This is a genomic window from Helicobacter pylori (genome assembly GCF_001998165.1).
GTDB classification, from domain to species: domain Bacteria; phylum Campylobacterota; class Campylobacteria; order Campylobacterales; family Helicobacteraceae; genus Helicobacter; species Helicobacter pylori_DL.
This window is the reverse complement of sequence record NZ_MTWR01000051.1, coordinates 1-21324: the sequence shown is the minus strand read 5'-3', so window position 1 is coordinate 21324 and position 21324 is coordinate 1. Positions and strand designations below refer to the sequence as shown.

At 39.0% G+C, this 21324-nt stretch carries 29 protein-coding genes and 3 pseudogenes; 26 read left to right on the top strand and 6 right to left on the bottom strand.

Annotated features, from left to right (window positions below):
* Positions 1-3: 3 nt before the first annotated feature.
* From rpsQ to rplQ, 19 genes are all read left to right on the top strand, one after another.
* Entirely contained in the window at positions 4-264 is a 261-nt protein-coding gene (gene rpsQ, locus BZK24_RS06470; protein ID WP_001092746.1) for a 30S ribosomal protein S17, read from the top strand.
* A 2-nt stretch (positions 265-266) separates the two neighbouring features.
* On the top strand, positions 267-635 hold the full coding sequence (gene rplN, locus BZK24_RS06465; RefSeq protein WP_077656925.1) for a 50S ribosomal protein L14: 369 nt from the start codon (positions 267-269) through the stop codon (positions 633-635).
* Entirely contained in the window at positions 635-856 is a 222-nt protein-coding gene (gene rplX, locus BZK24_RS06460) for a 50S ribosomal protein L24 (RefSeq protein WP_000834238.1), read from the top strand. The genes rplN and rplX overlap by 1 nt, the downstream gene beginning before the upstream one ends.
* 12 nt (positions 857-868) lie before the next feature.
* Positions 869-1414 carry a 50S ribosomal protein L5 gene (gene rplE / locus BZK24_RS06455; protein WP_000467384.1) on the top strand — a complete coding sequence of 182 codons (546 nt, stop codon included), beginning with the start codon at positions 869-871 and terminating at the stop codon, positions 1412-1414.
* A gap of 9 nt (positions 1415-1423) precedes the next feature.
* Positions 1424-1609 (top strand): type Z 30S ribosomal protein S14, encoded by a 186-nt coding sequence (locus BZK24_RS06450; RefSeq protein WP_001085694.1) that lies wholly within the window; start codon positions 1424-1426, stop codon positions 1607-1609.
* A 9-nt stretch (positions 1610-1618) separates the two neighbouring features.
* A complete protein-coding gene (gene rpsH / locus BZK24_RS06445; RefSeq protein ID WP_000245802.1) occupies positions 1619-2014 on the top strand; it encodes a 30S ribosomal protein S8 in 396 nt (131 codons plus the stop codon).
* A 10-nt stretch (positions 2015-2024) separates the two neighbouring features.
* A complete protein-coding gene (gene rplF / locus BZK24_RS06440; RefSeq protein ID WP_000086593.1) occupies positions 2025-2561 on the top strand; it encodes a 50S ribosomal protein L6 in 537 nt (178 codons plus the stop codon).
* A 13-nt stretch (positions 2562-2574) separates the two neighbouring features.
* Positions 2575-2931 (top strand): 50S ribosomal protein L18, encoded by a 357-nt coding sequence (gene rplR, locus BZK24_RS06435; protein WP_000991865.1) that lies wholly within the window; start codon positions 2575-2577, stop codon positions 2929-2931.
* Between the two features lie 14 nt (positions 2932-2945).
* Positions 2946-3389 carry a 30S ribosomal protein S5 gene (gene rpsE / locus BZK24_RS06430; protein WP_001860543.1) on the top strand — a complete coding sequence of 148 codons (444 nt, stop codon included), beginning with the start codon at positions 2946-2948 and terminating at the stop codon, positions 3387-3389.
* Positions 3390-3406: 17 nt separating this feature from the next.
* Positions 3407-3808, top strand: coding sequence for a 50S ribosomal protein L15 (gene rplO / locus BZK24_RS06425; RefSeq protein WP_077656924.1), 402 nt, complete (start codon positions 3407-3409; stop codon positions 3806-3808).
* Between the two features lie 34 nt (positions 3809-3842).
* Complete coding sequence (gene secY, locus BZK24_RS06420) at positions 3843-5105, top strand: preprotein translocase subunit SecY (RefSeq protein ID WP_001030191.1); 1263 nt, start codon at positions 3843-3845, stop codon at positions 5103-5105.
* The gene (gene map, locus BZK24_RS06415; protein ID WP_077656923.1) at positions 5105-5866 is read left to right on the top strand and encodes a type I methionyl aminopeptidase; all 762 of its coding nucleotides are present in this window, start codon (positions 5105-5107) and stop codon (positions 5864-5866) included. Before secY ends, map begins: the two co-directional genes overlap by 1 nt.
* Positions 5866-6084, top strand: a complete 219-nt coding sequence (infA, locus tag BZK24_RS06410) for a translation initiation factor IF-1 (protein WP_000090248.1) — start codon at positions 5866-5868, stop codon at positions 6082-6084. The genes map and infA overlap by 1 nt, the downstream gene beginning before the upstream one ends.
* A 78-nt stretch (positions 6085-6162) precedes the next feature.
* A complete protein-coding gene (gene rpmJ, locus BZK24_RS06405) occupies positions 6163-6276 on the top strand; it encodes a 50S ribosomal protein L36 (RefSeq protein WP_000868339.1) in 114 nt (37 codons plus the stop codon).
* Positions 6277-6279: 3 nt separating this feature from the next.
* Entirely contained in the window at positions 6280-6642 is a 363-nt protein-coding gene (gene rpsM, locus BZK24_RS06400; RefSeq protein WP_000090809.1) for a 30S ribosomal protein S13, read from the top strand.
* Positions 6643-6664: 22 nt separating this feature from the next.
* Complete coding sequence (gene rpsK / locus BZK24_RS06395; RefSeq protein ID WP_001129289.1) at positions 6665-7060, top strand: 30S ribosomal protein S11; 396 nt, start codon at positions 6665-6667, stop codon at positions 7058-7060.
* Between the two features lie 9 nt (positions 7061-7069).
* Positions 7070-7696 carry a 30S ribosomal protein S4 gene (rpsD, locus tag BZK24_RS06390; protein WP_000135247.1) on the top strand — a complete coding sequence of 209 codons (627 nt, stop codon included), beginning with the start codon at positions 7070-7072 and terminating at the stop codon, positions 7694-7696.
* A gap of 11 nt (positions 7697-7707) precedes the next feature.
* The gene (locus BZK24_RS06385) at positions 7708-8742 is read left to right on the top strand and encodes a DNA-directed RNA polymerase subunit alpha (RefSeq protein ID WP_077656922.1); all 1035 of its coding nucleotides are present in this window, start codon (positions 7708-7710) and stop codon (positions 8740-8742) included.
* Positions 8742-9092 carry a 50S ribosomal protein L17 gene (gene rplQ, locus BZK24_RS06380; RefSeq protein WP_001216119.1) on the top strand — a complete coding sequence of 117 codons (351 nt, stop codon included), beginning with the start codon at positions 8742-8744 and terminating at the stop codon, positions 9090-9092. The genes BZK24_RS06385 and rplQ overlap by 1 nt, the downstream gene beginning before the upstream one ends.
* Positions 9093-9833: 741 nt before the next feature.
* Here rplQ and BZK24_RS06375 read toward each other — a convergent pair.
* From BZK24_RS06375 to BZK24_RS06360, 4 genes are all read right to left on the bottom strand, one after another.
* On the bottom strand, positions 9834-10448 hold the full coding sequence (locus BZK24_RS06375; protein WP_021175649.1) for a thiamine diphosphokinase: 615 nt from the start codon (positions 10446-10448) through the stop codon (positions 9834-9836).
* On the bottom strand, positions 10436-11098 hold the full coding sequence (gene pnuC, locus BZK24_RS06370) for a nicotinamide riboside transporter PnuC (protein WP_077656921.1): 663 nt from the start codon (positions 11096-11098) through the stop codon (positions 10436-10438). The genes BZK24_RS06375 and pnuC overlap by 13 nt, the downstream gene beginning before the upstream one ends.
* Before the next feature lie 185 nt (positions 11099-11283).
* The gene (locus tag BZK24_RS06365) at positions 11284-11769 is read right to left on the bottom strand and encodes a hypothetical protein (protein WP_077656920.1); all 486 of its coding nucleotides are present in this window, start codon (positions 11767-11769) and stop codon (positions 11284-11286) included.
* Between the two features lie 23 nt (positions 11770-11792).
* Positions 11793-12146, bottom strand: a complete 354-nt coding sequence (locus BZK24_RS06360; protein ID WP_171972421.1) for a pantothenate kinase — start codon at positions 12144-12146, stop codon at positions 11793-11795.
* Positions 12147-12851: 705 nt separating this feature from the next.
* On the opposite strand from BZK24_RS06360, the gene tenA reads away from it, so the two are divergent.
* The gene (tenA, locus tag BZK24_RS06355) at positions 12852-13505 is read left to right on the top strand and encodes a thiaminase II (RefSeq protein WP_077656918.1); all 654 of its coding nucleotides are present in this window, start codon (positions 12852-12854) and stop codon (positions 13503-13505) included.
* Positions 13506-13569: 64 nt separating this feature from the next.
* Here the strand turns inward: tenA and BZK24_RS06350 are convergent, their stop codons facing one another.
* A complete protein-coding gene (locus BZK24_RS06350) occupies positions 13570-14118 on the bottom strand; it encodes a YceI family protein (RefSeq protein ID WP_060475003.1) in 549 nt (182 codons plus the stop codon).
* Between the two features lie 124 nt (positions 14119-14242).
* On the opposite strand from BZK24_RS06350, the gene BZK24_RS06345 reads away from it, so the two are divergent.
* The 5 genes and pseudogenes from BZK24_RS06345 to BZK24_RS06320 all read left to right on the top strand — a co-directional run bounded on the left by BZK24_RS06345 (position 14243) and on the right by BZK24_RS06320 (position 19334).
* Positions 14243-14980, top strand: a complete 738-nt coding sequence (locus BZK24_RS06345; RefSeq protein ID WP_077656917.1) for a 5'-nucleotidase, lipoprotein e(P4) family — start codon at positions 14243-14245, stop codon at positions 14978-14980.
* A gap of 67 nt (positions 14981-15047) precedes the next feature.
* A complete protein-coding gene (locus BZK24_RS06340) occupies positions 15048-16088 on the top strand; it encodes a glycosyltransferase family 9 protein (protein ID WP_077656916.1) in 1041 nt (346 codons plus the stop codon).
* Positions 16089-16179: 91 nt separating this feature from the next.
* On the top strand, positions 16180-17637 hold the full coding sequence (locus BZK24_RS06335; RefSeq protein ID WP_077656915.1) for a glycosyltransferase family 9 protein: 1458 nt from the start codon (positions 16180-16182) through the stop codon (positions 17635-17637).
* Positions 17638-17680: 43 nt separating this feature from the next.
* The gene (locus tag BZK24_RS06330) at positions 17681-18430 is read left to right on the top strand and encodes a type II restriction endonuclease (RefSeq protein WP_077656914.1); all 750 of its coding nucleotides are present in this window, start codon (positions 17681-17683) and stop codon (positions 18428-18430) included.
* Positions 18430-19334: pseudogene (locus tag BZK24_RS06320) on the top strand (DNA adenine methylase). The gene BZK24_RS06330 and the pseudogene BZK24_RS06320 overlap by 1 nt, the downstream one beginning before the upstream one ends.
* A gap of 216 nt (positions 19335-19550) precedes the next feature.
* Here BZK24_RS06320 and BZK24_RS09895 read toward each other — a convergent pair.
* A pseudogene (locus BZK24_RS09895) lies at positions 19551-20813 on the bottom strand (glycosyltransferase family 9 protein).
* Positions 20814-21048: 235 nt separating this feature from the next.
* Between BZK24_RS09895 and BZK24_RS06305 the strand changes: the two are divergent.
* Positions 21049-21243, top strand: a pseudogene (locus BZK24_RS06305) (hypothetical protein); the annotation flags it as partial.
* Positions 21244-21324: the final 81 nt, after the last annotated feature.

Genomic DNA, 21324 nt, shown 5'->3' with positions numbered 1-21324 from the left:
GCAATGAATACAAAAGAGCCGCATAAAAGGCTAGTGCAAGGCAAGGTTATCAGCAAGTTTGCTGAAAAAAGTGCTGTGATTCTTGTGGAAAGAAAAGTGGTGCATGAAAAATACCGCAAGATTGTTAAAAAGTTTAAAAAATACACTATCCATGATGAAAACAATCAGGTGAAAGTAGGGGATTTTGTGAGCGCGATTGAGTGCAGACCGCTTTCTAAAACCAAGTCTTTCACGCTTAAAGAAATTTTAGTGGTGGGAGTATAAGCATGATACAGAGTTTTACGAGATTGAATGTCGCTGACAATAGCGGCGCGAAAGAAATCATGTGCATTAAGGTGTTAGGAGGCAGCCACAAACGCTATGCGAGCGTGGGTAGCGTGATTGTGGCTTCCGTGAAAAAAGCTATCCCTAATGGCAAGGTGAAGCGCGGTCAAGTCGTCAAAGCCGTTGTGGTGAGAACGAAAAAAGAAATCCAAAGGAAAAATGGTTCTTTGGTGCGTTTTGATGACAACGCAGCAGTGATCTTGGACGCTAAAAAAGATCCTGTTGGCACAAGGATTTTTGGGCCAGTGAGCCGAGAAGTGCGTTACGCTAATTTCATGGAAATTATTTCTCTAGCGCCGGAGGTTGTATAATGAAAAGCGAAATCAAAAAAAATGACATGGTGAAAGTCATTGCAGGAGACGATAAGGGTAAGGTCGCTAAGGTTTTAGCGGTGTTGCCTAAGACTTCTCAAGTGGTTGTTGAAGGGTGTAAGGTGGTGAAAAAAGCGATTAAACCTACTGATGATAACCCTAAAGGGGGCTTTATCCATAAAGAAAAGCCCATGCACATTTCCAATGTGAAGAAAGCCTAAGGAGTTGGATACATGTTTGGTTTGAAACAATTTTATCAAAATGAAGTGAGAATAAAACTCGCTCAAGAATTAGACATCAAAAACCCCATGCTTTTGCCCAAGCTAGAAAAAATCGTTATCAGCGTGGGCGCTGGGGCTCATGCAAAAGACATGAAAATCATGCAAAATATCGCGCAAACGATTTCTTTGATTGCAGGGCAAAAAGCGGTTATTACTAAAGCGAAAAAATCCGTTGCGGGTTTTAAGATCAGAGAAGGCATGGCGGTAGGGGCGAAAGTTACCTTAAGGAATAAACGCATGTATAATTTCTTAGAAAAGCTGATTGTGATTTCGTTACCCAGAGTGAAAGACTTTAGAGGGATTTCACGGAATGGGTTTGATGGGCGCGGGAATTACACCTTTGGGATCAATGAGCAATTGATTTTCCCGGAAGTGGTTTATGATGATATTATGGTCAGTCATGGTATGAACATCACTATGGTAACTTCTACGGACAACGATAAAGAAGCGTTCAAGTTGTTAGAATTGCTTGGATTGCCTTTTGCAAAAGTGAGATAAGGGGTTAATATGGCTAAAAAATCAATGATAGCAAAGGCTCAAAGGAAACCAAAATTTCAAGTAAGGGCTTATACCAGATGCCGCATTTGTGGGAGACCTCATTCGGTTTATAGGGATTTTGGACTTTGTAGGGTGTGCCTAAGAAAAATGGGCAGTGAGGGACTCATCCCAGGCTTGAGAAAAGCCAGTTGGTAAGGATAAGATATGGTAAATGATATAATTGCAGATTCATTAACTCGTTTGAGAAACGCTTCTATGCGCCGCTTAGAATTCACACAGCTTTATTACGCAAAAATCGTGGTTTCTATTTTAGAGATTTTTAAAGAAAAAGGCTTCATTAAAGATTTCAATATCAAAGATAAAGACAAGAAACAATCGGTTTATGTGCAATTGGCTTATGATGAAAAAGGGCATTCAAAAATCAGCGAAGTGAAGCGCCTAAGCAAGCCCGGTCGTCGTGTGTATAAGCAAAAAAACGAGTTGAAGCGCTTTAAAAATGGCTATGGCGTGATTGTGGTAAGCACTTCTAAGGGGGTGATCACCAACGAAGAAGCTTACAGACAAAATGTCGGTGGCGAAGTGCTTTGCAGCATTTGGTAAAGGATTGAAAATGTCAAGAATTGGGAAAAGAATCATTGAAATTCCAAGCTCTGTGCAAGCGAGCGTTGAAGGGAGCAAGCTTCTTTTTAAAAACAGCAAAGAAAAGCATGAATTAGAAACTCACAACCGAGTGAAAATCACGCTTGAAAACAACCAATTGAGTTTCCAGCCTGTGGGCGAAGACGCGCAGTCTAGGGCTTATTGGGGGACTTATGGGGCGTTAGCCAACAACATTGTAATAGGCTTAAGCACCGGCTTTAGTAAGACTTTAGAAGTCAATGGCGTGGGCTATAAGGTGGCTTTGGGCAATAAAACTTTGGATTTGAGTTTGGGTTTTAGCCACCCGGTGAAATACCCCATTCCAGCAGGGATTGAAATGGTGGTGGAAAAAAACACGATCACTATCAAAGGGAGCGATAAGCAAAAAGTAGGGCAAGTCGCCGCTGAAATCAGGAGCTTCAGACCCCCAGAGCCATACAAGGGTAAGGGCGTGAAATACAGCAATGAAGTCATTATTAGAAAAGCTGGTAAGACAGCTAAAAAATAAATAAGGTGGAGTGATGAACGCGAAAGCATTGTATAAAAAGAAAGCCTTAAGGGATCGCCGAAAATTAAGGATTAAAAGCAAACTCTTGGGCGATAAATTAAGGCCTAGGGTGAGCGTTTTTCGTTCGAATCGCTATTTCTATGCACAAGCGATTGATGATGTTAAACAAAGCACTATAACGCATATTGACGGCAGGAAAATGGGCTTTAAAAACACGCAAGAAGACGCTAAAAAATTAGGCGCTCTCTTTGCTGAAGAATTGAAAAAAGCAGGGATTGAGCGAGCGGTTTATGACAGGAATGGTTACCTCTATCATGGCGTGGTGGCAGCGTTTGCTGAAAGCTTGAGAGAGAATGGGATCGCTCTATGACAGAAAGGAAAGGTATGGAAGAGATTAACAGAGAAGAGTTTCAAGAAGTCGTTGTGAATATTGGCCGTGTAACCAAAGTGGTTAAGGGCGGTAGGCGGTTTCGTTTTAACGCTTTAGTGGTTGTGGGCAATAAAAATGGGCTTGTAGGCTTTGGTTTGGGCAAGGCTAAAGAAGTCCCTGATGCGATTAAAAAAGCGGTAGATGATGCGTTTAAAAACCTAATCCATGTAACGATCAAAGGCACGACTATCGCTCATGACATTGAGCATAAATACAACGCAAGCCGTATTTTACTCAAACCGGCAAGTGAGGGAACGGGAGTGATTGCTGGGGGTTCAACGCGCCCTATCGTGGAATTGGCAGGCATTAAGGATATTCTAACCAAATCTTTAGGCTCTAATAACCCCTATAATGTGGTGCGCGCGACTTTTGACGCTCTAGCGAAAATCAAGGCGTAGTTAAAAAGGATATTGTAATGGGATTAGAAAATTTAAAACCGGCTAAAGGTAGCGTTAAAAAAATCAAACGAGTGGGTCGTGGTCAAGGAAGCGGCATGGGAAAGACCGCTACAAGGGGCGGTAAAGGCCAAACCGCAAGGACAGGCTATAAGGCTAAAAGAGGCTTTGAAGGAGGGCAACAACCCTTACAACGCCGTTTGCCTAAAATAGGTTTTAGGACTAAAGACTCTCATATCTATTCTATCAATGTGGAAAAGAATGAAGCGATCAAACATTTAGAAGAAATCACTTTTTCAAGCTTGTGCGCTTTACACCATTTCCCCCTTTATATTGAAGGCGTGAAATTGATCGGTAAAGACGCTAAAAACTTGGCTTCTAAAATTAAAGATGAGAGAATCAAAACAAGCGGGCAGAAGTAATGCCCCTATCAGCTTGATTTAAGAGGAATAAGTTATGAATAAAGCCATTGCTAGTAAGATACTCATCACTTTGGGTTTTTTATTTCTCTACAGAGTCTTAGCTTATATCCCCATTCCCGGCGTAGATTTAGCAGCGATCAAGGCTTTTTTTGACAGCAATTCCAACAACGCTTTGGGGTTGTTTAACATGTTTAGTGGGAATGCGGTTTCTCGCTTGAGCATCATTTCTTTGGGTATCATGCCCTATATCACTTCTTCCATTATCATGGAGCTTTTGAGCGCGACTTTCCCTAACCTGGCTAAAATGAAAAAAGAGCGAGACGGCATGCAAAAATACATGCAAATCGTGCGCTATTTGACCATTTTAATCACCCTAATCCAAGCGGTGAGCGTTTCAGTGGGTTTAAGGAGCATTAGTGGAGGAGCCAATGGAGCGATCATGATTGATATGCAAGTTTTTATGATCGTTTCAGCGTTTTCTATGCTTACAGGGACGATGCTGCTCATGTGGATAGGGGAGCAAATCACGCAAAGGGGCGTGGGGAATGGGATCAGCCTTATTATTTTTGCTGGGATTGTTTCAGGGATCCCATCAGCTATTTCAGGCACATTCAATTTGGTCAATACGGGCGTGATCAATGTCTTAATGCTCATTGGTATTGTGCTGATTGTTTTAGCGACTATTTTTGCGATTATCTATGTGGAATTAGCCGAGCGTAGGATCCCTATTTCTTATGCGCGTAAAGTGGTGATGCAAAACCAAAACAAACGCATCATGAATTACATTCCTATTAAGTTGAATTTAAGCGGGGTGATCCCCCCCATTTTCGCTTCAGCTTTGCTCGTGTTCCCTTCTACGATTTTACAGCAAGCCACAAGCAACAAAACCTTGCAAGCGATTGCGGATTTTTTAAGCCCGCAAGGGTATGCGTATAATATTTTGATGTTCTTACTCATCATCTTTTTCGCTTATTTTTATTCTTCTATCGTGTTCAATTCTAAGGATATTGCGGATAATTTGAGGCGTAATGGCGGGTATATTCCAGGGCTTAGGCCTGGAGAGGGGACTTCATCGTTTTTGAATGCTGTAGCGAGCAAACTTACTTTGTGGGGTTCATTGTATTTGGCGCTCATTTCTACCGTGCCTTGGATTTTGGTTAAGGCTATGGGCGTGCCTTTTTACTTTGGAGGTACGGCGGTGCTGATTGTGGTTCAAGTCGCTATTGATACCATGAAAAAGATTGAAGCGCAAATTTATATGAGCAAGTATAAAACTTTAAGCGCGGTAGGCTTTTAATGGCGATCTCTATTAAAAGTCTAAAAGAAATCAAAGCCCTAAGAAAAGCCGGGGAATTGACCGCTCAAGCGTTAGCCCTTTTAGAGCGAGAAGTAAGGCCTGGGGTTTCACTTTTAGAGCTGGATAAAATGGCTGAAGATTTTATCAAATCCTCTCATGCTAGGCCTGCTTTTAAGGGGCTATATGGATTCCCTAATTCTGTGTGCATGTCCTTAAATGAGGTGGTCATTCATGGCATTCCTACGGATTATGTTTTACAAGAAGGGGATATTATAGGCTTGGATTTGGGGGTGGAGGTGGATGGTTATTATGGCGATTCGGCAATCACTCTCCCCATAGGTGCGATAAGCCCACAAGATGAAAAATTGCTCGCTTGCTCTAAAGAGAGCTTGATGCATGCTATTAATTCAATTAGAGTGGGCATGCATTTTAAAGAGTTGAGTCGGATTTTAGAGGGCGCTATTACAGAAAGAGGCTTTGTGCCTTTGAAGGGATTTTGCGGGCATGGCATTGGTAAAAAACCCCATGAAGAGCCAGAAATCCCCAACTACCTAGAAAAAGGCGTCAAAGCTAATAGCGGCCCTAAAATCAAGGAGGGCATGGTATTTTGTTTAGAGCCTATGGTGTGTCAAAAACAGGGCGAGCCTAAAATACTAGCGGATAAGTGGAGCGTGGTTTCAGTGGATGGGCTTAACACAAGCCACCATGAGCATACTATCGCCATAGTTGGCAATAAAGCAGTGATTCTTACGGAGCGTTAATGGCAAGAGATGATGTTATAGAAGTGGATGGGAAAGTGATTGAGGCGTTGCCTAACGCTACTTTTAAGGTGGAATTAGACAATAAGCATGTGGTGTTGTGCCGTATTTCTGGAAAGATGCGCATGCACTATATTAGGATTGCTTTAGGCGATAGGGTTAAGCTAGAGCTTACGCCCTATAGCTTAGACAAGGGTCGGATAACTTTTAGATATAAATGAATTTAAGGGTTATTTCAATGAAAATATGTTAGTATAAAAGTTTTTAGTAGTGCCTAATTTTTTCAAAGGAGAAAAATCATGAAAGTCAGGCCATCAGTGAAAAAGATGTGCGATAAGTGCAAAATTATTAAAAGAAGGGGCGTTATTAGAGTGATCTGCGCTACCCCTAAACACAAACAAAGACAAGGATAAAGCATGGCAAGGATTGCTGGTGTGGATTTACCAAAAAAGAAGAGAGTAGAGTATGCCCTTACCTATATTTATGGGATTGGGCTTAAGAGTTCTAGAGAGATTTTAGAAGCGGTGGGCATTTCTTTTGACAAACGCGTGCATGAATTGAGCGAAGATGAAGTGTCTAGTATCGCTAAAAAAATCCAGCAAAGCTACTTAGTAGAGGGCGATTTGCGTAAAAAAGTTCAAATGGATATTAAATCCTTAATGGACTTAGGGAATTATCGTGGGATCAGGCATCGTAAGGGTCTTCCTGTAAGAGGCCAAACCACTAAAAATAACGCTAGGACTCGTAAGGGTAAGAAAAAAACCGTGGGTAGCAAGTAGCGGATAAGGAGATGATGATTTAATGGCTAAGAGAAATGTAACGGCTAAAAAGAAAGTAGTCAAAAAGAATATTGCGAGAGGGGTTGTTTATATTTCAGCGACCTTTAACAACACCAACATCACTATCACTGATGAAATGGGCAATGTGATTTGCTGGAGCACGGCGGGAGGTTTAGGGTTTAAAGGCTCTAAAAAATCCACCCCTTATGCGGCCCAACAAGCTGTAGAAAGCGCTCTAAGCAAGGCTAAAGAGCATGGCGTTAAAGAAGTGGGCATTAAGGTTCAAGGGCCAGGTAGTGGGCGTGAGACCGCTATTAAGAGCGTGGGCGCGACAGAGGGCGTTAAAGTGCTTTGGATTAAAGACATCACCCCGCTCCCTCATAATGGTTGCAGACCCCCTAAAAGAAGAAGAGTGTAAGGAGGCTTTATGGCAAGATATAGAGGCGCAGTAGAAAGACTAGAAAGGCGTTTTGGGGTTTCTTTAGCCTTAAAAGGTGAAAGGCGATTGAGCGGGAAGAGCGCACTAGATAAAAGGGCTTATGGGCCAGGCCAGCATGGGCAAAGGCGTGCTAAGACTTCTGATTATGGGTTGCAATTGAAAGAAAAACAAAAAGCTAAAATGATGTATGGCATTTCTGAAAAGCAATTCAGGAGTATTTTTGTGGAAGCCAATCGCTTGGACGGCAATACGGGTGAAAACCTTATCCGTTTGATTGAAAGAAGATTGGATAATGTCGTCTATCGCATGGGGTTTGCGACCACTAGAAGCTCTGCTAGGCAATTGGTAACGCATGGGCATGTGCTTGTGGATGGTAAGCGTTTGGATATTCCCTCTTATTTCGTGCGTTCAGGGCAAAAAATTGAGATCAAAGAAAAAACCAAGAGCAACCCTCAAGTGGTGCGCGCGATGGAATTGACAGCTCAAACAGGGATTGTGCCATGGATTGATGTGGAAAAAGATAAAAAATACGGCATCTTCACCCGCTACCCTGAAAGAGAAGAAGTGGTTGTCCCTATTGAAGAAAGACTCATTGTAGAATTGTATTCTAAGTAAGGGGTTAGAGCATGAAAGTTATCAAAACAGCACCTTTGATCCCATCAGAAATTAAGGTGCTAGAGAAAGGGGGCAATCGGGTTAAGATTTCTCTGGCTCCATTTGAGTTTGGTTACGCTGTTACGCTCGCTCATCCTATTAGAAGACTCTTGCTTTTAAGCTCTGTGGGGTATGCTCCTGTAGGTTTAAAGATTGAAGGTGTGCATCATGAGTTTGACTCATTAAGGGGGGTTACTGAAGATGTGTCGCTTTTTATCATGAATTTAAAGAATATCCGCTTTATAGCCAAGGCGTTAGTGGGGCAGGATAGCTCTTTAGAAAACCAATCGGTTGTGGTGGATTATTCTTTTAAAGGGCCTATGGAGCTTAGGGCTAGGGATTTGAATTCTGAGCATATAGAAATCGTCAATCCGGAAATGCCCCTAGCGACAATCAACGAAGACGCTCAATTGAATTTTTCGCTCATTATCTATAAAGGGATGGGGTATGTCCCAAGCGAAAACACAAGGGAATTGATGCCTGAGGGCTACATGCCACTAGACGGCTCTTTCACGCCGATTAAAAAGGTCGTTTATGAGATTGAAAATGTTTTGGTTGAGGGCGATCCCAACTATGAAAAAATCATTTTTGATATTGAAACGGACGGGCAGATTGACCCTTATAAAGCGTTTTTGTCAGCGGTGAAAGTGATGAGCAAGCAACTAGGCGTTTTTGGTGAAAGACCCATTGCTAACACGGAGTATTCAGGCGATTACGCTCAAAGAGATGACGCTAAAGACTTGAGCGCTAAGATTGAAAGCATGAATTTGAGCGCTAGGTGTTTTAATTGCTTGGATAAAATCGGCATCAAGTATGTGGGCGAACTCGTGTTGATGAGCGAAGAAGAGCTTAAGGGCGTGAAGAACATGGGTAAAAAATCCTATGATGAAATCGCTGAAAAATTGAATGATTTGGGCTATCCGGTAGGCACAGAATTAAGCTCTGAACAAAGAGAAAGTTTAAAGAAAAGATTAGAAAAATTAGAAGATAAAGGAGGTAACGACTGATGAGACACAAACACGGATACCGCAAGCTTGGGAGAACCAGCTCGCATAGAAAGGCGTTATTAAAGAATTTAGCGATCGCTTTGATTGAGCATAACAAAATTGAAACAGGGATTTATAAAGCTAAGGAGTTGCGCAGTTACATTGAGAAATTAACGACAGCGGCTCGTGTGGGCGATTTTAACGCGCACCGCCATGTTTTTGCGTATTTGCAAAACAAAGAAGCCACCCACAAGCTTGTAACCGAAATCGCGCCCAAATACGCGCAAAGGAATGGTGGATACACCAGGATCCAACGCACCACTTTTAGAAGAGGGGACGCTTCCACTCTAGCCACCATTGAATTTGTGTGAAATTTGATGGATTGCTAGCCAAGATTTTCGTCTTGGTTGGTGGTTATCGCTTTGATTTGATCTTTTTAAAAGAAGTGCTTAGAAGCTTTGATCTTGTTTTATTGATTATAAAATTTAAAAAATGCTAAAAAGCGTTTTCTGTAATCAAAATATAAAAGAGCTTGGCGTTAATCAAGTGGCAATTTCTGCAATGCGCTCTTAGGGGTTTAAGGGGGGGTTGCCAAGGGAAATTATTTTAAAATATCTTTCCTTATGAGTTTTACTATTAAATAAAACTTAAAACTATAAAAATAAAGTGACTAAAACCCCATTTTTAAAAAATCAAAATAAACTCAAAACTTGTGCACTGGCTTCTATTTCACCCTTTAATTGAATGGCGTTTTTACGTCTTTGTTAAGGATTCTAATTGGTTTGATGATTTTAAGAAATCCAACTGCTGGAGATTGAGCCAGATGGATTCAAGCGTATTTTTAGACACGCTAGATATTGGCTATTCGTTTATGATAAACTACTTTGGATTTTAGCCGATATGGGTAGTGGGTTGATTTGTTCGCTTTGTAGTGGTTTTGTTGAAAAAATATGAACTCCTATTATTGTGTCTGCCACACAATGCACATTAAAAACACTAAACCTACCACCTCCACGCAAAGCGAAACTGAATCAATCTTTCTCTACTTGCTAACTCAAACGCTTCTTAACTTGACACAATATACAGACAAAAACTTGCCTAACAAAACCCGCTCATAAGAATTTTTGATACACCAGCACCACCGATTTAGGTGTAGAGCTAAGGATAAAAAAACTATCTGTGGCTTCATTGAGCGAGCCAGAAAAGAGCGTTTTTAAACGCAAGTTTTTTAAGGGGTATTTGAGATTTTTAGAAGTGAATTGGGCTTTAAGATTCAGGCTAAAAAGCGAGATTTGTTCCCCTTTAAAACTGGGCAAGATAAAAGGGGTTTCTAGCACCCTAAAAAGACCATAGTCGCTTATGGATTGGATTTTTTGGCAAAATTTAAAATACTCCAACAATAAAAAAGTGTTCGCTAAAGCGTGATCTTCTCGCTTGCCATTCAACCCTAAAAAAATAAAGTCATCAAAGCCTTTATTCAAAGCATAAAAAAAGGCTTTGGACAAATCGTTGCTGTTTTGTTCGCTCACGCGTATAGGGTTATACAAGGCTTTCAAATGCGAATCAATGCTATCTAGATCACCTATAACAACGCTGGGTTTGAACTGAAGCGCATGCAAGGACTGGACAGCCCCATCGCATGCGATTAAAAAGGGAGCGTTTTGTAAAATGTCTAAGCATTTTTTAGATTTAGGAAATTCCCCATTCGCTAAAATCACTGCTTGCATGACTGATTCCAGCGGTTAAAATAATACAAGCCAATAAAAAGGTATAGAATCGTTGTGAATAGTTGCACCAAGCTCTCTGTTGAAATTTGGAAAATACAAAACCACACGATAATGGACACGATATTCCCTAAAGTTACTAGCACATAATTTTCTATATAGCGCAAAACCTGTAAAATAAAAGCAATAATAAAGATGACGAAATTAAAACTCTCTGCCCATAAAAAATTCGTTTTAATCTCTTTAAAAAACAAAGCGCTCGCATAAGTTAAAACCCCTATGCCTAAAACGAGCACAAAACGCCAATTTTTGGGAAGTTTTTGAGCCTTGATAGCGCCCTCATGCTGCTCTGTCTTTTTCCATGCGAATAGCCCATAAATCGTTACTGGCATATACAAAAAAAGGCATAAAATCACATCGGCGTTTAATTTCCACTGATAAGCGACATAAGCGTAACTCAAATTATAAACAAGACCAAATATAAAGCAAATCGTTTGCCTTTCTCCGGCAAAAAACGCATACAAAACCCCGCTAAGCCCCGCTAAAAGATTGATAAACGAGCCTTTGACAAGAATATTAGTAACGATCAAAAACACGCAAGCGAGAATGAGTGTGGCGTAAAATCGTTTGGATAGTTGGGTGGTTATTAACATGCTATTTCCTTACGCAAGAATTACCTTGACAAGTTCTACGGGTTTGATCTCAGCCTTTTAAAAACTTGAGCGTTTTAAAAAGCACCCCTTAAATGCTCCTCATTGTAACACAAATCAGTGAGAACGCGCTTTAAAGTTTCTTTAATTTTTTACTCCCCCCTCCATTTAATGCTATTTGAGTTAAATCACCACCCTAATTTAGCGCAAAGCCTACAACAAATCCCAAAACACACAAGAAAGCCAAGCATAACCAAACCCTCTACAAGGAAGTTGCTAGGATGCCCACAATACGCCGAGATCTCATGGATAGCGGCAATAAAGGGCATCGTTAAAAGCATCACATAAAAATCCCTTAGTCTTGATCCTAACACAGCGTTATAAAACGCGCCAAAAAACCTAGCCTTAAAAATGGCTTTGAGAAACCTAGGGTATCTTACTTGGAAAGATTTATAACAATCCCTACCTCGTGGGTCAAATAAAAGGTTAGACAACAAAGCCGCTATTAGACCCACTAGCCACATATAATAGCTATTTTTAGGGTCAAAAATCGAATCGCTAGCTGAACCATCTATGCCATAAAAAATCCTAGCGTTTATGGAGATACATATCGTATAGACTAGAGCCACTGCCCATTGATATTCCCAATCGCTCAAACGATTTTTGACATTCATGCTCTCTCCTTTCTTACCCAAAGCTACCTGTCATACACGAAATGACGATCATAGGTGGGTTCTCTTGGGGCCTGTGGCTCTCTATCAACGCCACGGATAAAATCTTCTACCCTATCGCCTATTTCTCTGCCAAACTCTCTCCCCACAGAACCACCAACTAATCTGCCAGCCCAACCAACCGCAGGACCACCAACAGCTCCCCCCACTGCACCACCAACACCACCCCCAATTGCACCCCCAAAAATTCCCCCTACAAATCTGCCTAATTCACCCCTTGCCTCTATTTTAGGACTAGCTATAGCCGCATTAGCCATTGCACCGCATAAAACCACTACACAACTAAATGTTTTTAATCCACTCATAACAAATCCTTTCATAAATTGAGATTCAAGGCATGTTTGGCACACCTTGATGAGAATATTTATACCACAACCCTATTAAAAGCATTGTTATAGATCGGAAAAATATCACAAGAAGCTCAATAAGTGTTTTATTTATTCACAAATTATAGGATTAAGGTAAATGATTGGTTTTTAGCATTTTTTAAGGGTTTTGGAATGCCAAGTTTCAAGCATCAAAGCCTTTGATAGCGTTTTTACACCAACCGCTTAAAAATTGAACGCCCATTTTGAATATACTAGACGCTTTTTTATTTTTATGCTAAACTATTTTGAGTTTCAGCCGATATGACTTCATACAGAGATTAAACCAATCATAAATGGTAGGGTTAATTCCATCTCGTTCTGTAATAGGTTTGAAACCATGCATCTAAGATTGACTCCTATCTTGTAAGTGCCATACTACAAGTTCCCATAATAAAAACTTCTAAAAATAAAAACCTACAGAGCGAGATGGAATTAACCTTTTTATGATTACAAATGATGGCCAGTCTTAAATAACACAAAGGCAATACAAGCCTTGTAATATCATTAATCGCTATTCAAAATCACAGATATTTTAATACAGCGTTCAATTTTTGAAAACAAGAGTCCACTCACAAATCTTTTTAACAACAAATTTTTATACCATATTGTGGGCTTTCGTGTTAGAATGCGTATTGAATTGATTTTAGGAGTGTAAAAATGCAAGTTTCACAATATCTGTATAAAAATGCGCAATCTATTTGGGGGGATTGTATTTCCCATCCGTTTGTTCAAGGCATAGGGCGTGGGACTTTAGAAAGAGATAAATTCCGTTTTTATATTATTCAAGATTATTTGTTCCTTTTAGAATACGCTAAGGTGTTTGCTTTGGGCGTAGTTAAGGCTTGTGATGAAGCGGTGATGAGGGAGTTTTCTAATGCTATACAGGATATTTTGAATAACGAGATGAGTATCCATAACCATTACATTAGAGAACTTCAAATCACTCCAAAAGAATTGCAAAACGCGCGCCCCACTCTAGCGAATAAATCCTATACAAGCTACATGCTCGCTGAAGGGTTTAAGGGTTCTATCAAAGAAGTTACGGCGGCTGTTCTAGCCTGTGGTTGGAGCTATTTAGTGATCGCGCAAAATTTGAGCCAAATCCCAAACGCTTTAGAACATGCCTTTTATGGGCATTGGATTAAGGGCTATAGTTCAAAAGAATTTCAAGCGTGTGTAACTTGGAACATTAATTTGCTTGACTCCCTCACTCTCGCTTCTTCAAAACAAGAAATTGAAAAATTAAAGGAGATTTTTATCGCTACAAGCGAATACGAATACCAATTTTGGGATATGGCGTATCAAAGTTAAAATAAAAGTTTTTGTGCCGTTAGAAAAACGCAAGAGAAGAAAATATCTATCTCTTGCAAAACGATTATTGAGCGTAAGCTTCTAGTTTGATCTCAATCTTTACCTCATCCCCGACGACAGCATCGCTAAAGGTTTTACCGATACCAAAATCCTTGCGGTTGATTTTGCCTTCAGCTTGTAACACCATGAATTCTTTTTTATTCATGGGGTTTTGTAAGGGGGCTTGGATTTTGGCTTCTAACACGACAGGCTTGGTTACGCCATGAAGGGTCAAATCCCCATGGATTTTACCATCTTCGTATTTGGTCATTTTAAAGCTCCCTTTGGGGTATTTCATGGCATCAAAAAACTCTGCTGTTTTTAGGTGGTCGTCTCTTTTTTTGTTCCTAGTGTTAATGCTTTTAATATCAATTTTGCCTTCAAAAACATTGAGAGCCTTGGTATTAGGATCGGCATCAATTTTGCCATCAAAACTATCAAACACGCCTCTTGTTTCATTGAATTTGAAGTGCTTGACCTCAAACCACACGCTAGAGTTTGCCTTATCAATCGTATAAGGTTTTGCAAACGCCAAACTAACGCCTAAAAGAGTGAACATTAACGCTTTTTTCATTGTTTCCTCACTTCATTTTGAATTAAAAACGCCAACTATACAACAAATTGGTTAATGGTAAAACACTCCTAATCGTCTGTTTTTAAGGTATAATACAAAAAATCCCCATTAGGTAGGTGTTGTTATGGTAAAAAAGACCCTTGCATCAGTTTTATTAGGATTGAGTTTGATGAGTGTGTTAGACGCTAAAGAGTGCGTTTCGCCGATAACAAGAAGCGTTAAGTATCATCAGCAAAGCGCTGAGATTAGAGCCTTGCAATTGCAAAGTTACAAAATGGCGAAAATGGCGCTAGACAATAACCTCAAGCTCGTTAAAGACAAAAAGCTAGCCGTCATCTTGGATCTAGATGAAACCGTTTTAAACACTTTTGATTATGCGGGCTATTTGACCAAACATTGCATCAAATACACCCCAGAAACTTGGGATAAATTTGAAAAAGAAGGCTCTCTCACGCTCATTCCTGGAGCGCTAGACTTTTTAGAATACGCTAATTCTAAGGGCGTTAAGATTTTTTACATTTCCAACCGCACGCAAAAAAATAAGGCATTCACTTTAAAAACGCTCAAAAGTTTTAAACTCCCCCAAGTGAGTGAAGAAACCGTTTTACTAAAAGAAAAAGGCAAGCCTAAAGCCGTTAGGCGAGAATTAGTCGCTAAGGATTATGCGATTGTTTTACAAGTGGGCGACACTTTGCATGATTTTGACGCTATTTTTGCTAAAGACGCTAAAAACAGCCAAGAACAACGAGCTAAAGTCTTGCAAAACGCTCAAAAATTCGGCACAGAGTGGATCATTTTACCCAACTCTCTTTATGGCACATGGGAAGATGAGCCTATAAAAGCATGGCAGAATAAAAAATAAAATTTATCCATCGCATAAGAACGATTTTTGCTAACATGACAAAAAATTTGATCTCTTAGGCGGAGTCATGGATTTTGTAGGGTTTGAAGATTTAAAATGCAAAGATAAAGAAAACTCTCAAAAAGTTTTTGTGATCCGTAACGATAAGTTAGGCGATTTTATTTTAGCCATACCCGCTTTAATCGCTCTAAAGCATGCTTTTTTAGAAAAAGGCAAGGAAGTGTATTTGGGCGTGGTTGTGCCTAGCTATACCACCCCAATCGCTTTAGAATTCCCTTTCATTGATGAAGTCATTATAGAAGACAACCATTTGAGCGCCACTCTCAAAAGTAAACCCATTGACGCTCTTATCTTTTTATTTTCTAATTTTAAAAACGCCAGACTCGCTTTTAGTTTGAGGAAATTTATTCCTTATATCCTAGCCCCAAAGACTAAAATCTATTCTTGGCTGTATCAAAAGAGCGTGCGCCAAAGCCGATCGCTGTGTTTAAAAACCGAATACGAATACAATTTGGACTTAATCCATGCGTTTTGTAAAGATCACAACCTCCCTAACGCTTCAATTAAAAAAATCGCATGGAAGCTTAAAGACAAAGCCAAAGAGCGATCCATCATCGCTTCAAAACTCAACGCTAATGTTGATCTATTGTGGATTGGCGTGCATATGCATAGCGGAGGCAGTTCGCCCGTATTGCCTGCTTCACACTTTATTAAACTGATTGAATTTTTACACAACAATTTAAGTTGTGAGATCATTCTTATTTGCGGGCCAGGCGAGAGGAAAGCCACAGAAGAACTCCTTAAAAAAGTCCCTTTCGCTAGTCTCTATGATACGAGCCATAGTTTAGTGGATTTAGCCAAATTGTGCGCGAATTTAAGCGTCTATATTGGGAACGCTTCAGGCCCTTTGCATGTGAACGCTTTGTTTGACAACCAATCTATTGGGTTTTATCCTAACGAACTTACTGCTTCTATTGTCCGATGGCGGCCTTTCAATGAGCGTTTTTTAGGCATCACCCCGCCTAATGGCTCAAACGACATGGGTTTGATTGACATTAAAAAAGAAAGCGAGAATATTATTAGTTTTATCAATTACCGCAGGATGTAGCTTTGATAAGAGACTTTTTGCTATAATCATACTTTCGTTTAATGTTTGCGTGGATTTTACATGATTGAACGCCAAAAAATAGGAGCTATTTTTGAAATTTTTACTCTCTTTGTTTTTAAAATCAAAATTATCTTATCTTTATTATTGCCCTTATATAGCTTTCGTTTTGATGGTTGCAACCATTGCAAGAATTCCTCTTATTCAAAAGATTCCTGTTATTAGAAGGTTCTTTAATAGTCGTTATTCCTTCCAAAAAGACAGCCTTATTCGCATCCAAAACCAACTAGACAGATTGCTCACCCTTACAAAGCCTACCTCTCCACCCATTCGTAAAAAAACCTTATGTTTTATCCGCTTGGACATTATTGGAGATTATATACTCTATCGCGATTTTTTACCTCTTTTTAAAAAATATTTTGAAAATTATGAAACCACCTTTATTGGAAACACCGTTATTAAGGACATAGCAACCCATTGCGATTCCCAATATATAGATAAGTTTATCTTTTTAGACAACGCTTACTGGGAAAAATACTTGCGGATTGGCGCTAATGGCTCACGCCTTTCAAAATTAAAAGAATTGTTATTTTTTCTCCCAAAATTCATGAGAAAACGCTACGAAGATGTTTCTAATTTAAGAAAAGAAAGCTACGAGATATGCATTAATAGTTCTATGTTTTATTTTTCAACTAAAGAAGACGCTATTATAAAGCACTTGATTGCCGAAAATAAAGTGGGGGTTTTTTGCACCCACCCAATAGAATCTTCCTTTAGGACCGATTATAGAAAGAGAGGGGAAATTAGAAAAAGCTTTTACACGCATTTATTCTACCCTAAAGAAGTGCCGCAATTTCTCTATGATTCCAATCAAGATTTTTTTCAGTCTTTTTTTAAGTATTTTAAAGGCGTGGATATAGGGTTTGTTGGACTTGAATTAAAACTCCCCATCGCTTTTGAATATGAAAAGTTTAAGAATATTCTAAAACCACCTTATGGCGTGTTGAATCTCGGAGCTAGCGATGATTTTAGAGTGTATAAGCGCTTTGATGAGATGATCTATTTTTTAAATCCTGACTACCAACTCATTCTTTGCGGGAATTCTAAAAAAGATGAAAAGCTTGCCAATTCCATTCTAAAACGCCACAAAAATGCCATTTCTTTAGTCAATCAAACCGGTTTGGTAGAATATCTCCATCTTTTAAAGAACGCTAGTTTTGCGATGGGCAATGAGTCTTCCATCACGCATTTGAGCGCTTGTTTGAAAATCCCTCATGCGTTCATAGTCTCTTCGGGTCTCTCAAGCCCAAGATTCCACCCCTACCCAAAGGAAATCGGCCCTAATACCCACATGATCTATCCAAGGGATTTTCAAAAAATAATTTCTAGGTCTAGTAACTGGATGTTTAAAGCCATGACTATGCCGCACCCGCCAGTGGATTCTGTGAATCCGCAAGACATTATTAGTGCCATTAAACGTTTTGCGCCCCATCTCTTGAAAGAAGATGCACTATCTAATACCAACGAAATAACCTATTTTGAACGAGTTTGATTGCGTTACAAGTTTTATAACTTAAACGGATTATTTCCGATCAATCTTAACAGAATTTGATACAGATAAAAATATTTATACAATTTCATCAGATACTAAAATTATTTCAAAAATTCTTGAAATCCAACTTTTTCCTAGGTTTAAAACATTTGCTAAGGAAAATGGGTATGAAATCATTATTGCTGAAAAACAAAATTGGTATCCCGATCTATCTTTTGTGTGCGAGAAAAATCCAAACATCAAGTTTGCTGTAGATATAAAAACAACTTATCGCTTAGATGATTGCTTGGGTTTTTGTAATGGTTTTACATTGGGTTCGCATGGTGAATATTTTAGGAATCGCACTAGCACAAAAAATATCCAATTCCCTTATTCTCATTATTTGGCTCATATTTGTTTGGGTATTTTATACACACGATCTGCCTCTAGCGGTATAGACGAAACAGAAATTTTACAATTAGAAAAGTTGGATAATATTACTTCTGTTATCAAAGACTTTATATTTTTTGCTGAAGAGAAATGGAAAATCGCTAGCGATAAAGGCGGGAGTGGTAATACGGCTAATATTGGTAGCATTCAATATATTGATGATATTTTGCAAGGGAATGGCGTGTTTAAAAATCTTGGCGAACAAATTTTTGATGAATATTGGATCAATCAAGGCGTGTTAATGATACCTGATTTAAAAAATCAAGGTAGTTTTAAGAAACTGACAAAATTAGCCGATTTCCTTGAATTTAAGGGAATTGATATTCAAAAAATCAATCCTGTAAAAAATAGGAGCAAGTCTTAATGATGAAAACACTGATCCCACCCATAAAATCCCAAGGCATTAAGACGAAATTAGTAGATTGGATTAAAGGGATTTCAAAAAAGGTTGCATTTGAGCGTTGGGTTGAGCCGTTTATGGGGACAGGCGTTGTGGCTTTTAATATCCAGCCTAAAAGAGCGTTGTTGTGCGATAGCAATCCGCATTAATCCATTTCTATCAAGCCATTCAAGATGAAAAGATCACCCCAAAGATTGTGAGAGAATTTCTCAACGAAGAAGGTTTGAAATTATTGCAAAGCAATGGAGAATATTACTATGAAGTGAGAGAACGATTCAATAAAGATTGTGATTCTCTTGATTTTCTATTCTTAAATCGCGCGTGTTTTAATGGTATGATACGCTTCAATCAAAAAGGGAAATTCAATGTGCCGTTTTGTAAAAAACCGCAGCGTTTTGCCCAAAGCTTGGTTACTAAGATTGTCAATCAAGTAGAAAATACAGCAAAAATGATTAAAAGCAATCATTATGAATTCAAGTGTCAAGATTTCCAACAAACTATTTTAGAAACGAACAAAAGCGATTTAATTTATGCTGATCCCCCTTATATTGGAAGAAATGCAGATTATTTTGATTGCTGGAATGAAGAAAATGAAGTTGCATTGCAACAAGTGTTGTCAAAATCCAAGTGCAATTTCATTCTTTCTACATGGTTTAGCAATAAATATCGTAAAAATGATTATATTTTTTCTATTTGGAAAAGTTACCCTATCGTAACTAAAGAGCATTTTTATCATGTTGGAGCTAAAGAAAATAATCGCAACATGATTTATGAAGCATTATTATCTAATATACATATGAGCGATACAGATTTAAATAGGGGCATTAAAGACGCATTGACGCACAGATTAGAGATTAGCGCTCTATAACATGCATGCTAAACTTCTAATAAGGTAATCATCGTTATAATCTTTCTCATGTTTTTTAAGGAGCGTTATAATGAAAACGAACGAAGCGCAATTTTATTTGGAACAGACCTAATTGCATAATTACAACCTCTATTTACACCCCTTATCCAGTCAGACACCCTAAAAGCAAGGATGGAAAACGGCGTTAGAATAATAGATGGCGTTGTTTGGACTGCTTCACACTTCTTCTATGAAGTAATCTTTATCAATATCATCAGGAGTGTTCTCTTTTAATAAATGTGGGGCGTGCTCTTTGATGTTTGCTATCACGGCACTAGGTTTTATCGTATTCACATCTCGTTGTTCCCAAATTTTCTTTGATTCTCTAAGATTTGCAAATTCGGTGGGATAAATCACATGATGGGTAGTGCAAAGCGTTTTAGGATAAGGGTGAAAGGTTGCATAAGAACTGCCATTGCTTAAAATAAAAATGTAAGGCACTTTAAGAGCCGCTGCAAAATGAGCGATACTGGATTCATTCCCTAATGCAAATTCAGTGCCCTTAATGATATAGGCGTATTCCAATAAGCTAGTTTTCCCTACTAACGATATGGCATTTTTATGAGCTTTTACCAATTTAGCAGCTTCTTTTGCTTCTGTGGGCGTCGTCCCGCAAATCACTAGCTGAATGTCTGCATTCAAATAACGCACAATCCTATTAAAATACCTATAACACCTAAAAAAATCGCTTGATCCAAGATTCAACACGCCATAGCGAGAGCTCAAACCATTGAGTAAATTTTGCGAACTTTCTTTAAGAACCGAAGATGGTGGCAATTCCATGCCAAAAGGCACAGGAGCTAAATCCACTCCTTTAAAAGTTTTGAAAAAAGCAGAAAATAAATCCTAATGGAATTCAAATAAGAATTTGCTCACCTTAGGGATATTGAAAAGATGGGTGTAAAAATGGCTGATTTTCCCATCGCTAACATAAACACTATGATGGCCCCTATCCACAAAAGGTTCATGCCTTACGCTAACCTTAAAAGAAGCGTCTAAGTGTTTCATCACTATATCATCTCTTAAAATGTCACCCCAAGGCAAAATGGGGTTAATGGCAATCTCGTAATGCGTTTTTTTAAGCATCAACAATTCATTGTAGCGCTTGATGAAAAATTTGAGCAAATAACGCAGAAATCTAAAGGCATGTTGCCTGCTGTGAATGTATCCATTATATTGATTCCAAATGGAATGATCTAAGAAAATAAATTCATCAACATAAGGGCTATCGGCAACCACACTCAAATCTTTGATGATTGAATTGCCAATAAAAACAATCTTATAATCTTTGTAATGCTCTTTGAAGGGGGCAAAAAAATTGCGCGTTAAAATATAATCCCCCACCACATCTAGTCTCACAATACACAAGGCTTTTTCTGTGGCGTTTTGGCGTTTAATGGGAGCGATAGAAAGCAGCTTGTCAATCAGGCGTTGCGTCATTTCAAAGAGCCTAAGAGACCAATCAGAAGTCTTTCGGTTAAAATAAGCGTAAACAAGCACAATAGGTAATAGTAGTATTGCAATAGGTAATAGTAGTTTCAAAAATATTAATCCCAAACAAAAATTTTATCTTGTAGTGTAACACAAATTTAAAACTTTGATACACCAGCACCACAGATTTAGGCACAGAGCTAAGGCTAAAAACAATGATTAATGGCTTCATTAAGTGAGTCAAAACCCCTCTATTGGGTTTTATCCTAACGAACTCAGCGCCTCCATTGCCAGATGGCGGCCTTTTAATGAGCGTTTTTTAGGCATCACCCCGCCCAATGGCTCAAACGATATGGGTTTGATTGACATTGAAAGAGAGGGTGAAACCATCCTTGAATTTATCGCACCAAATCTTTCTTTCCACACGCAAGAAAGATAACGGCAACAAGCACCACACAAGCAACCTTAACAACGCTCAAAATCTTAATCTGATTAAAGTGGTTTTAAAGGGTAGGGAGAG

Excerpts from the sequence above, each read along its gene's own strand:
- rpsD (WP_000135247.1), top strand. The coding sequence starts at position 7,070 with ATGGCAAGATATAGAGGCGCAGTAGAAAGACTAGAAAGGCGTTTTGGG.
- BZK24_RS06350 (WP_060475003.1), bottom strand. The coding sequence starts at position 14,118 with ATGAAAAAAGCGTTAATGTTCACTCTTTTAGGCGTTAGTTTGGCGTTT.
- map (WP_077656923.1), top strand. The coding sequence starts at position 5,105 with ATGGCGATCTCTATTAAAAGTCTAAAAGAAATCAAAGCCCTAAGAAAA.
- rplO (WP_077656924.1), top strand. The coding sequence starts at position 3,407 with ATGGGATTAGAAAATTTAAAACCGGCTAAAGGTAGCGTTAAAAAAATC.
- rplR (WP_000991865.1), top strand. The coding sequence starts at position 2,575 with ATGAACGCGAAAGCATTGTATAAAAAGAAAGCCTTAAGGGATCGCCGA.
- BZK24_RS06375 (WP_021175649.1), bottom strand. The coding sequence starts at position 10,448 with ATGCAAGCAGTGATTTTAGCGAATGGGGAATTTCCTAAATCTAAAAAA.
- rpsE (WP_001860543.1), top strand. The coding sequence starts at position 2,946 with ATGGAAGAGATTAACAGAGAAGAGTTTCAAGAAGTCGTTGTGAATATT.
- rpsK (WP_001129289.1), top strand. The coding sequence starts at position 6,665 with ATGGCTAAGAGAAATGTAACGGCTAAAAAGAAAGTAGTCAAAAAGAAT.
- BZK24_RS06360 (WP_171972421.1), bottom strand. The coding sequence starts at position 12,146 with ATGAAAGGATTTGTTATGAGTGGATTAAAAACATTTAGTTGTGTAGTG.
- pnuC (WP_077656921.1), bottom strand. The coding sequence starts at position 11,098 with ATGTTAATAACCACCCAACTATCCAAACGATTTTACGCCACACTCATT.
- BZK24_RS06340 (WP_077656916.1), top strand. The coding sequence starts at position 15,048 with ATGGATTTTGTAGGGTTTGAAGATTTAAAATGCAAAGATAAAGAAAAC.
- rpsQ (WP_001092746.1), top strand. The coding sequence starts at position 4 with ATGAATACAAAAGAGCCGCATAAAAGGCTAGTGCAAGGCAAGGTTATC.
- rplN (WP_077656925.1), top strand. The coding sequence starts at position 267 with ATGATACAGAGTTTTACGAGATTGAATGTCGCTGACAATAGCGGCGCG.
- secY (WP_001030191.1), top strand. The coding sequence starts at position 3,843 with ATGAATAAAGCCATTGCTAGTAAGATACTCATCACTTTGGGTTTTTTA.
- BZK24_RS06385 (WP_077656922.1), top strand. The coding sequence starts at position 7,708 with ATGAAAGTTATCAAAACAGCACCTTTGATCCCATCAGAAATTAAGGTG.
- BZK24_RS06450 (WP_001085694.1), top strand. The coding sequence starts at position 1,424 with ATGGCTAAAAAATCAATGATAGCAAAGGCTCAAAGGAAACCAAAATTT.
- BZK24_RS06365 (WP_077656920.1), bottom strand. The coding sequence starts at position 11,769 with ATGAATGTCAAAAATCGTTTGAGCGATTGGGAATATCAATGGGCAGTG.
- rpsM (WP_000090809.1), top strand. The coding sequence starts at position 6,280 with ATGGCAAGGATTGCTGGTGTGGATTTACCAAAAAAGAAGAGAGTAGAG.
- tenA (WP_077656918.1), top strand. The coding sequence starts at position 12,852 with ATGCAAGTTTCACAATATCTGTATAAAAATGCGCAATCTATTTGGGGG.
- rplX (WP_000834238.1), top strand. The coding sequence starts at position 635 with ATGAAAAGCGAAATCAAAAAAAATGACATGGTGAAAGTCATTGCAGGA.
- rpmJ (WP_000868339.1), top strand. The coding sequence starts at position 6,163 with ATGAAAGTCAGGCCATCAGTGAAAAAGATGTGCGATAAGTGCAAAATT.
- infA (WP_000090248.1), top strand. The coding sequence starts at position 5,866 with ATGGCAAGAGATGATGTTATAGAAGTGGATGGGAAAGTGATTGAGGCG.
- rplF (WP_000086593.1), top strand. The coding sequence starts at position 2,025 with ATGTCAAGAATTGGGAAAAGAATCATTGAAATTCCAAGCTCTGTGCAA.
- BZK24_RS06345 (WP_077656917.1), top strand. The coding sequence starts at position 14,243 with ATGGTAAAAAAGACCCTTGCATCAGTTTTATTAGGATTGAGTTTGATG.
- rplQ (WP_001216119.1), top strand. The coding sequence starts at position 8,742 with ATGAGACACAAACACGGATACCGCAAGCTTGGGAGAACCAGCTCGCAT.
- rplE (WP_000467384.1), top strand. The coding sequence starts at position 869 with ATGTTTGGTTTGAAACAATTTTATCAAAATGAAGTGAGAATAAAACTC.
- rpsH (WP_000245802.1), top strand. The coding sequence starts at position 1,619 with ATGGTAAATGATATAATTGCAGATTCATTAACTCGTTTGAGAAACGCT.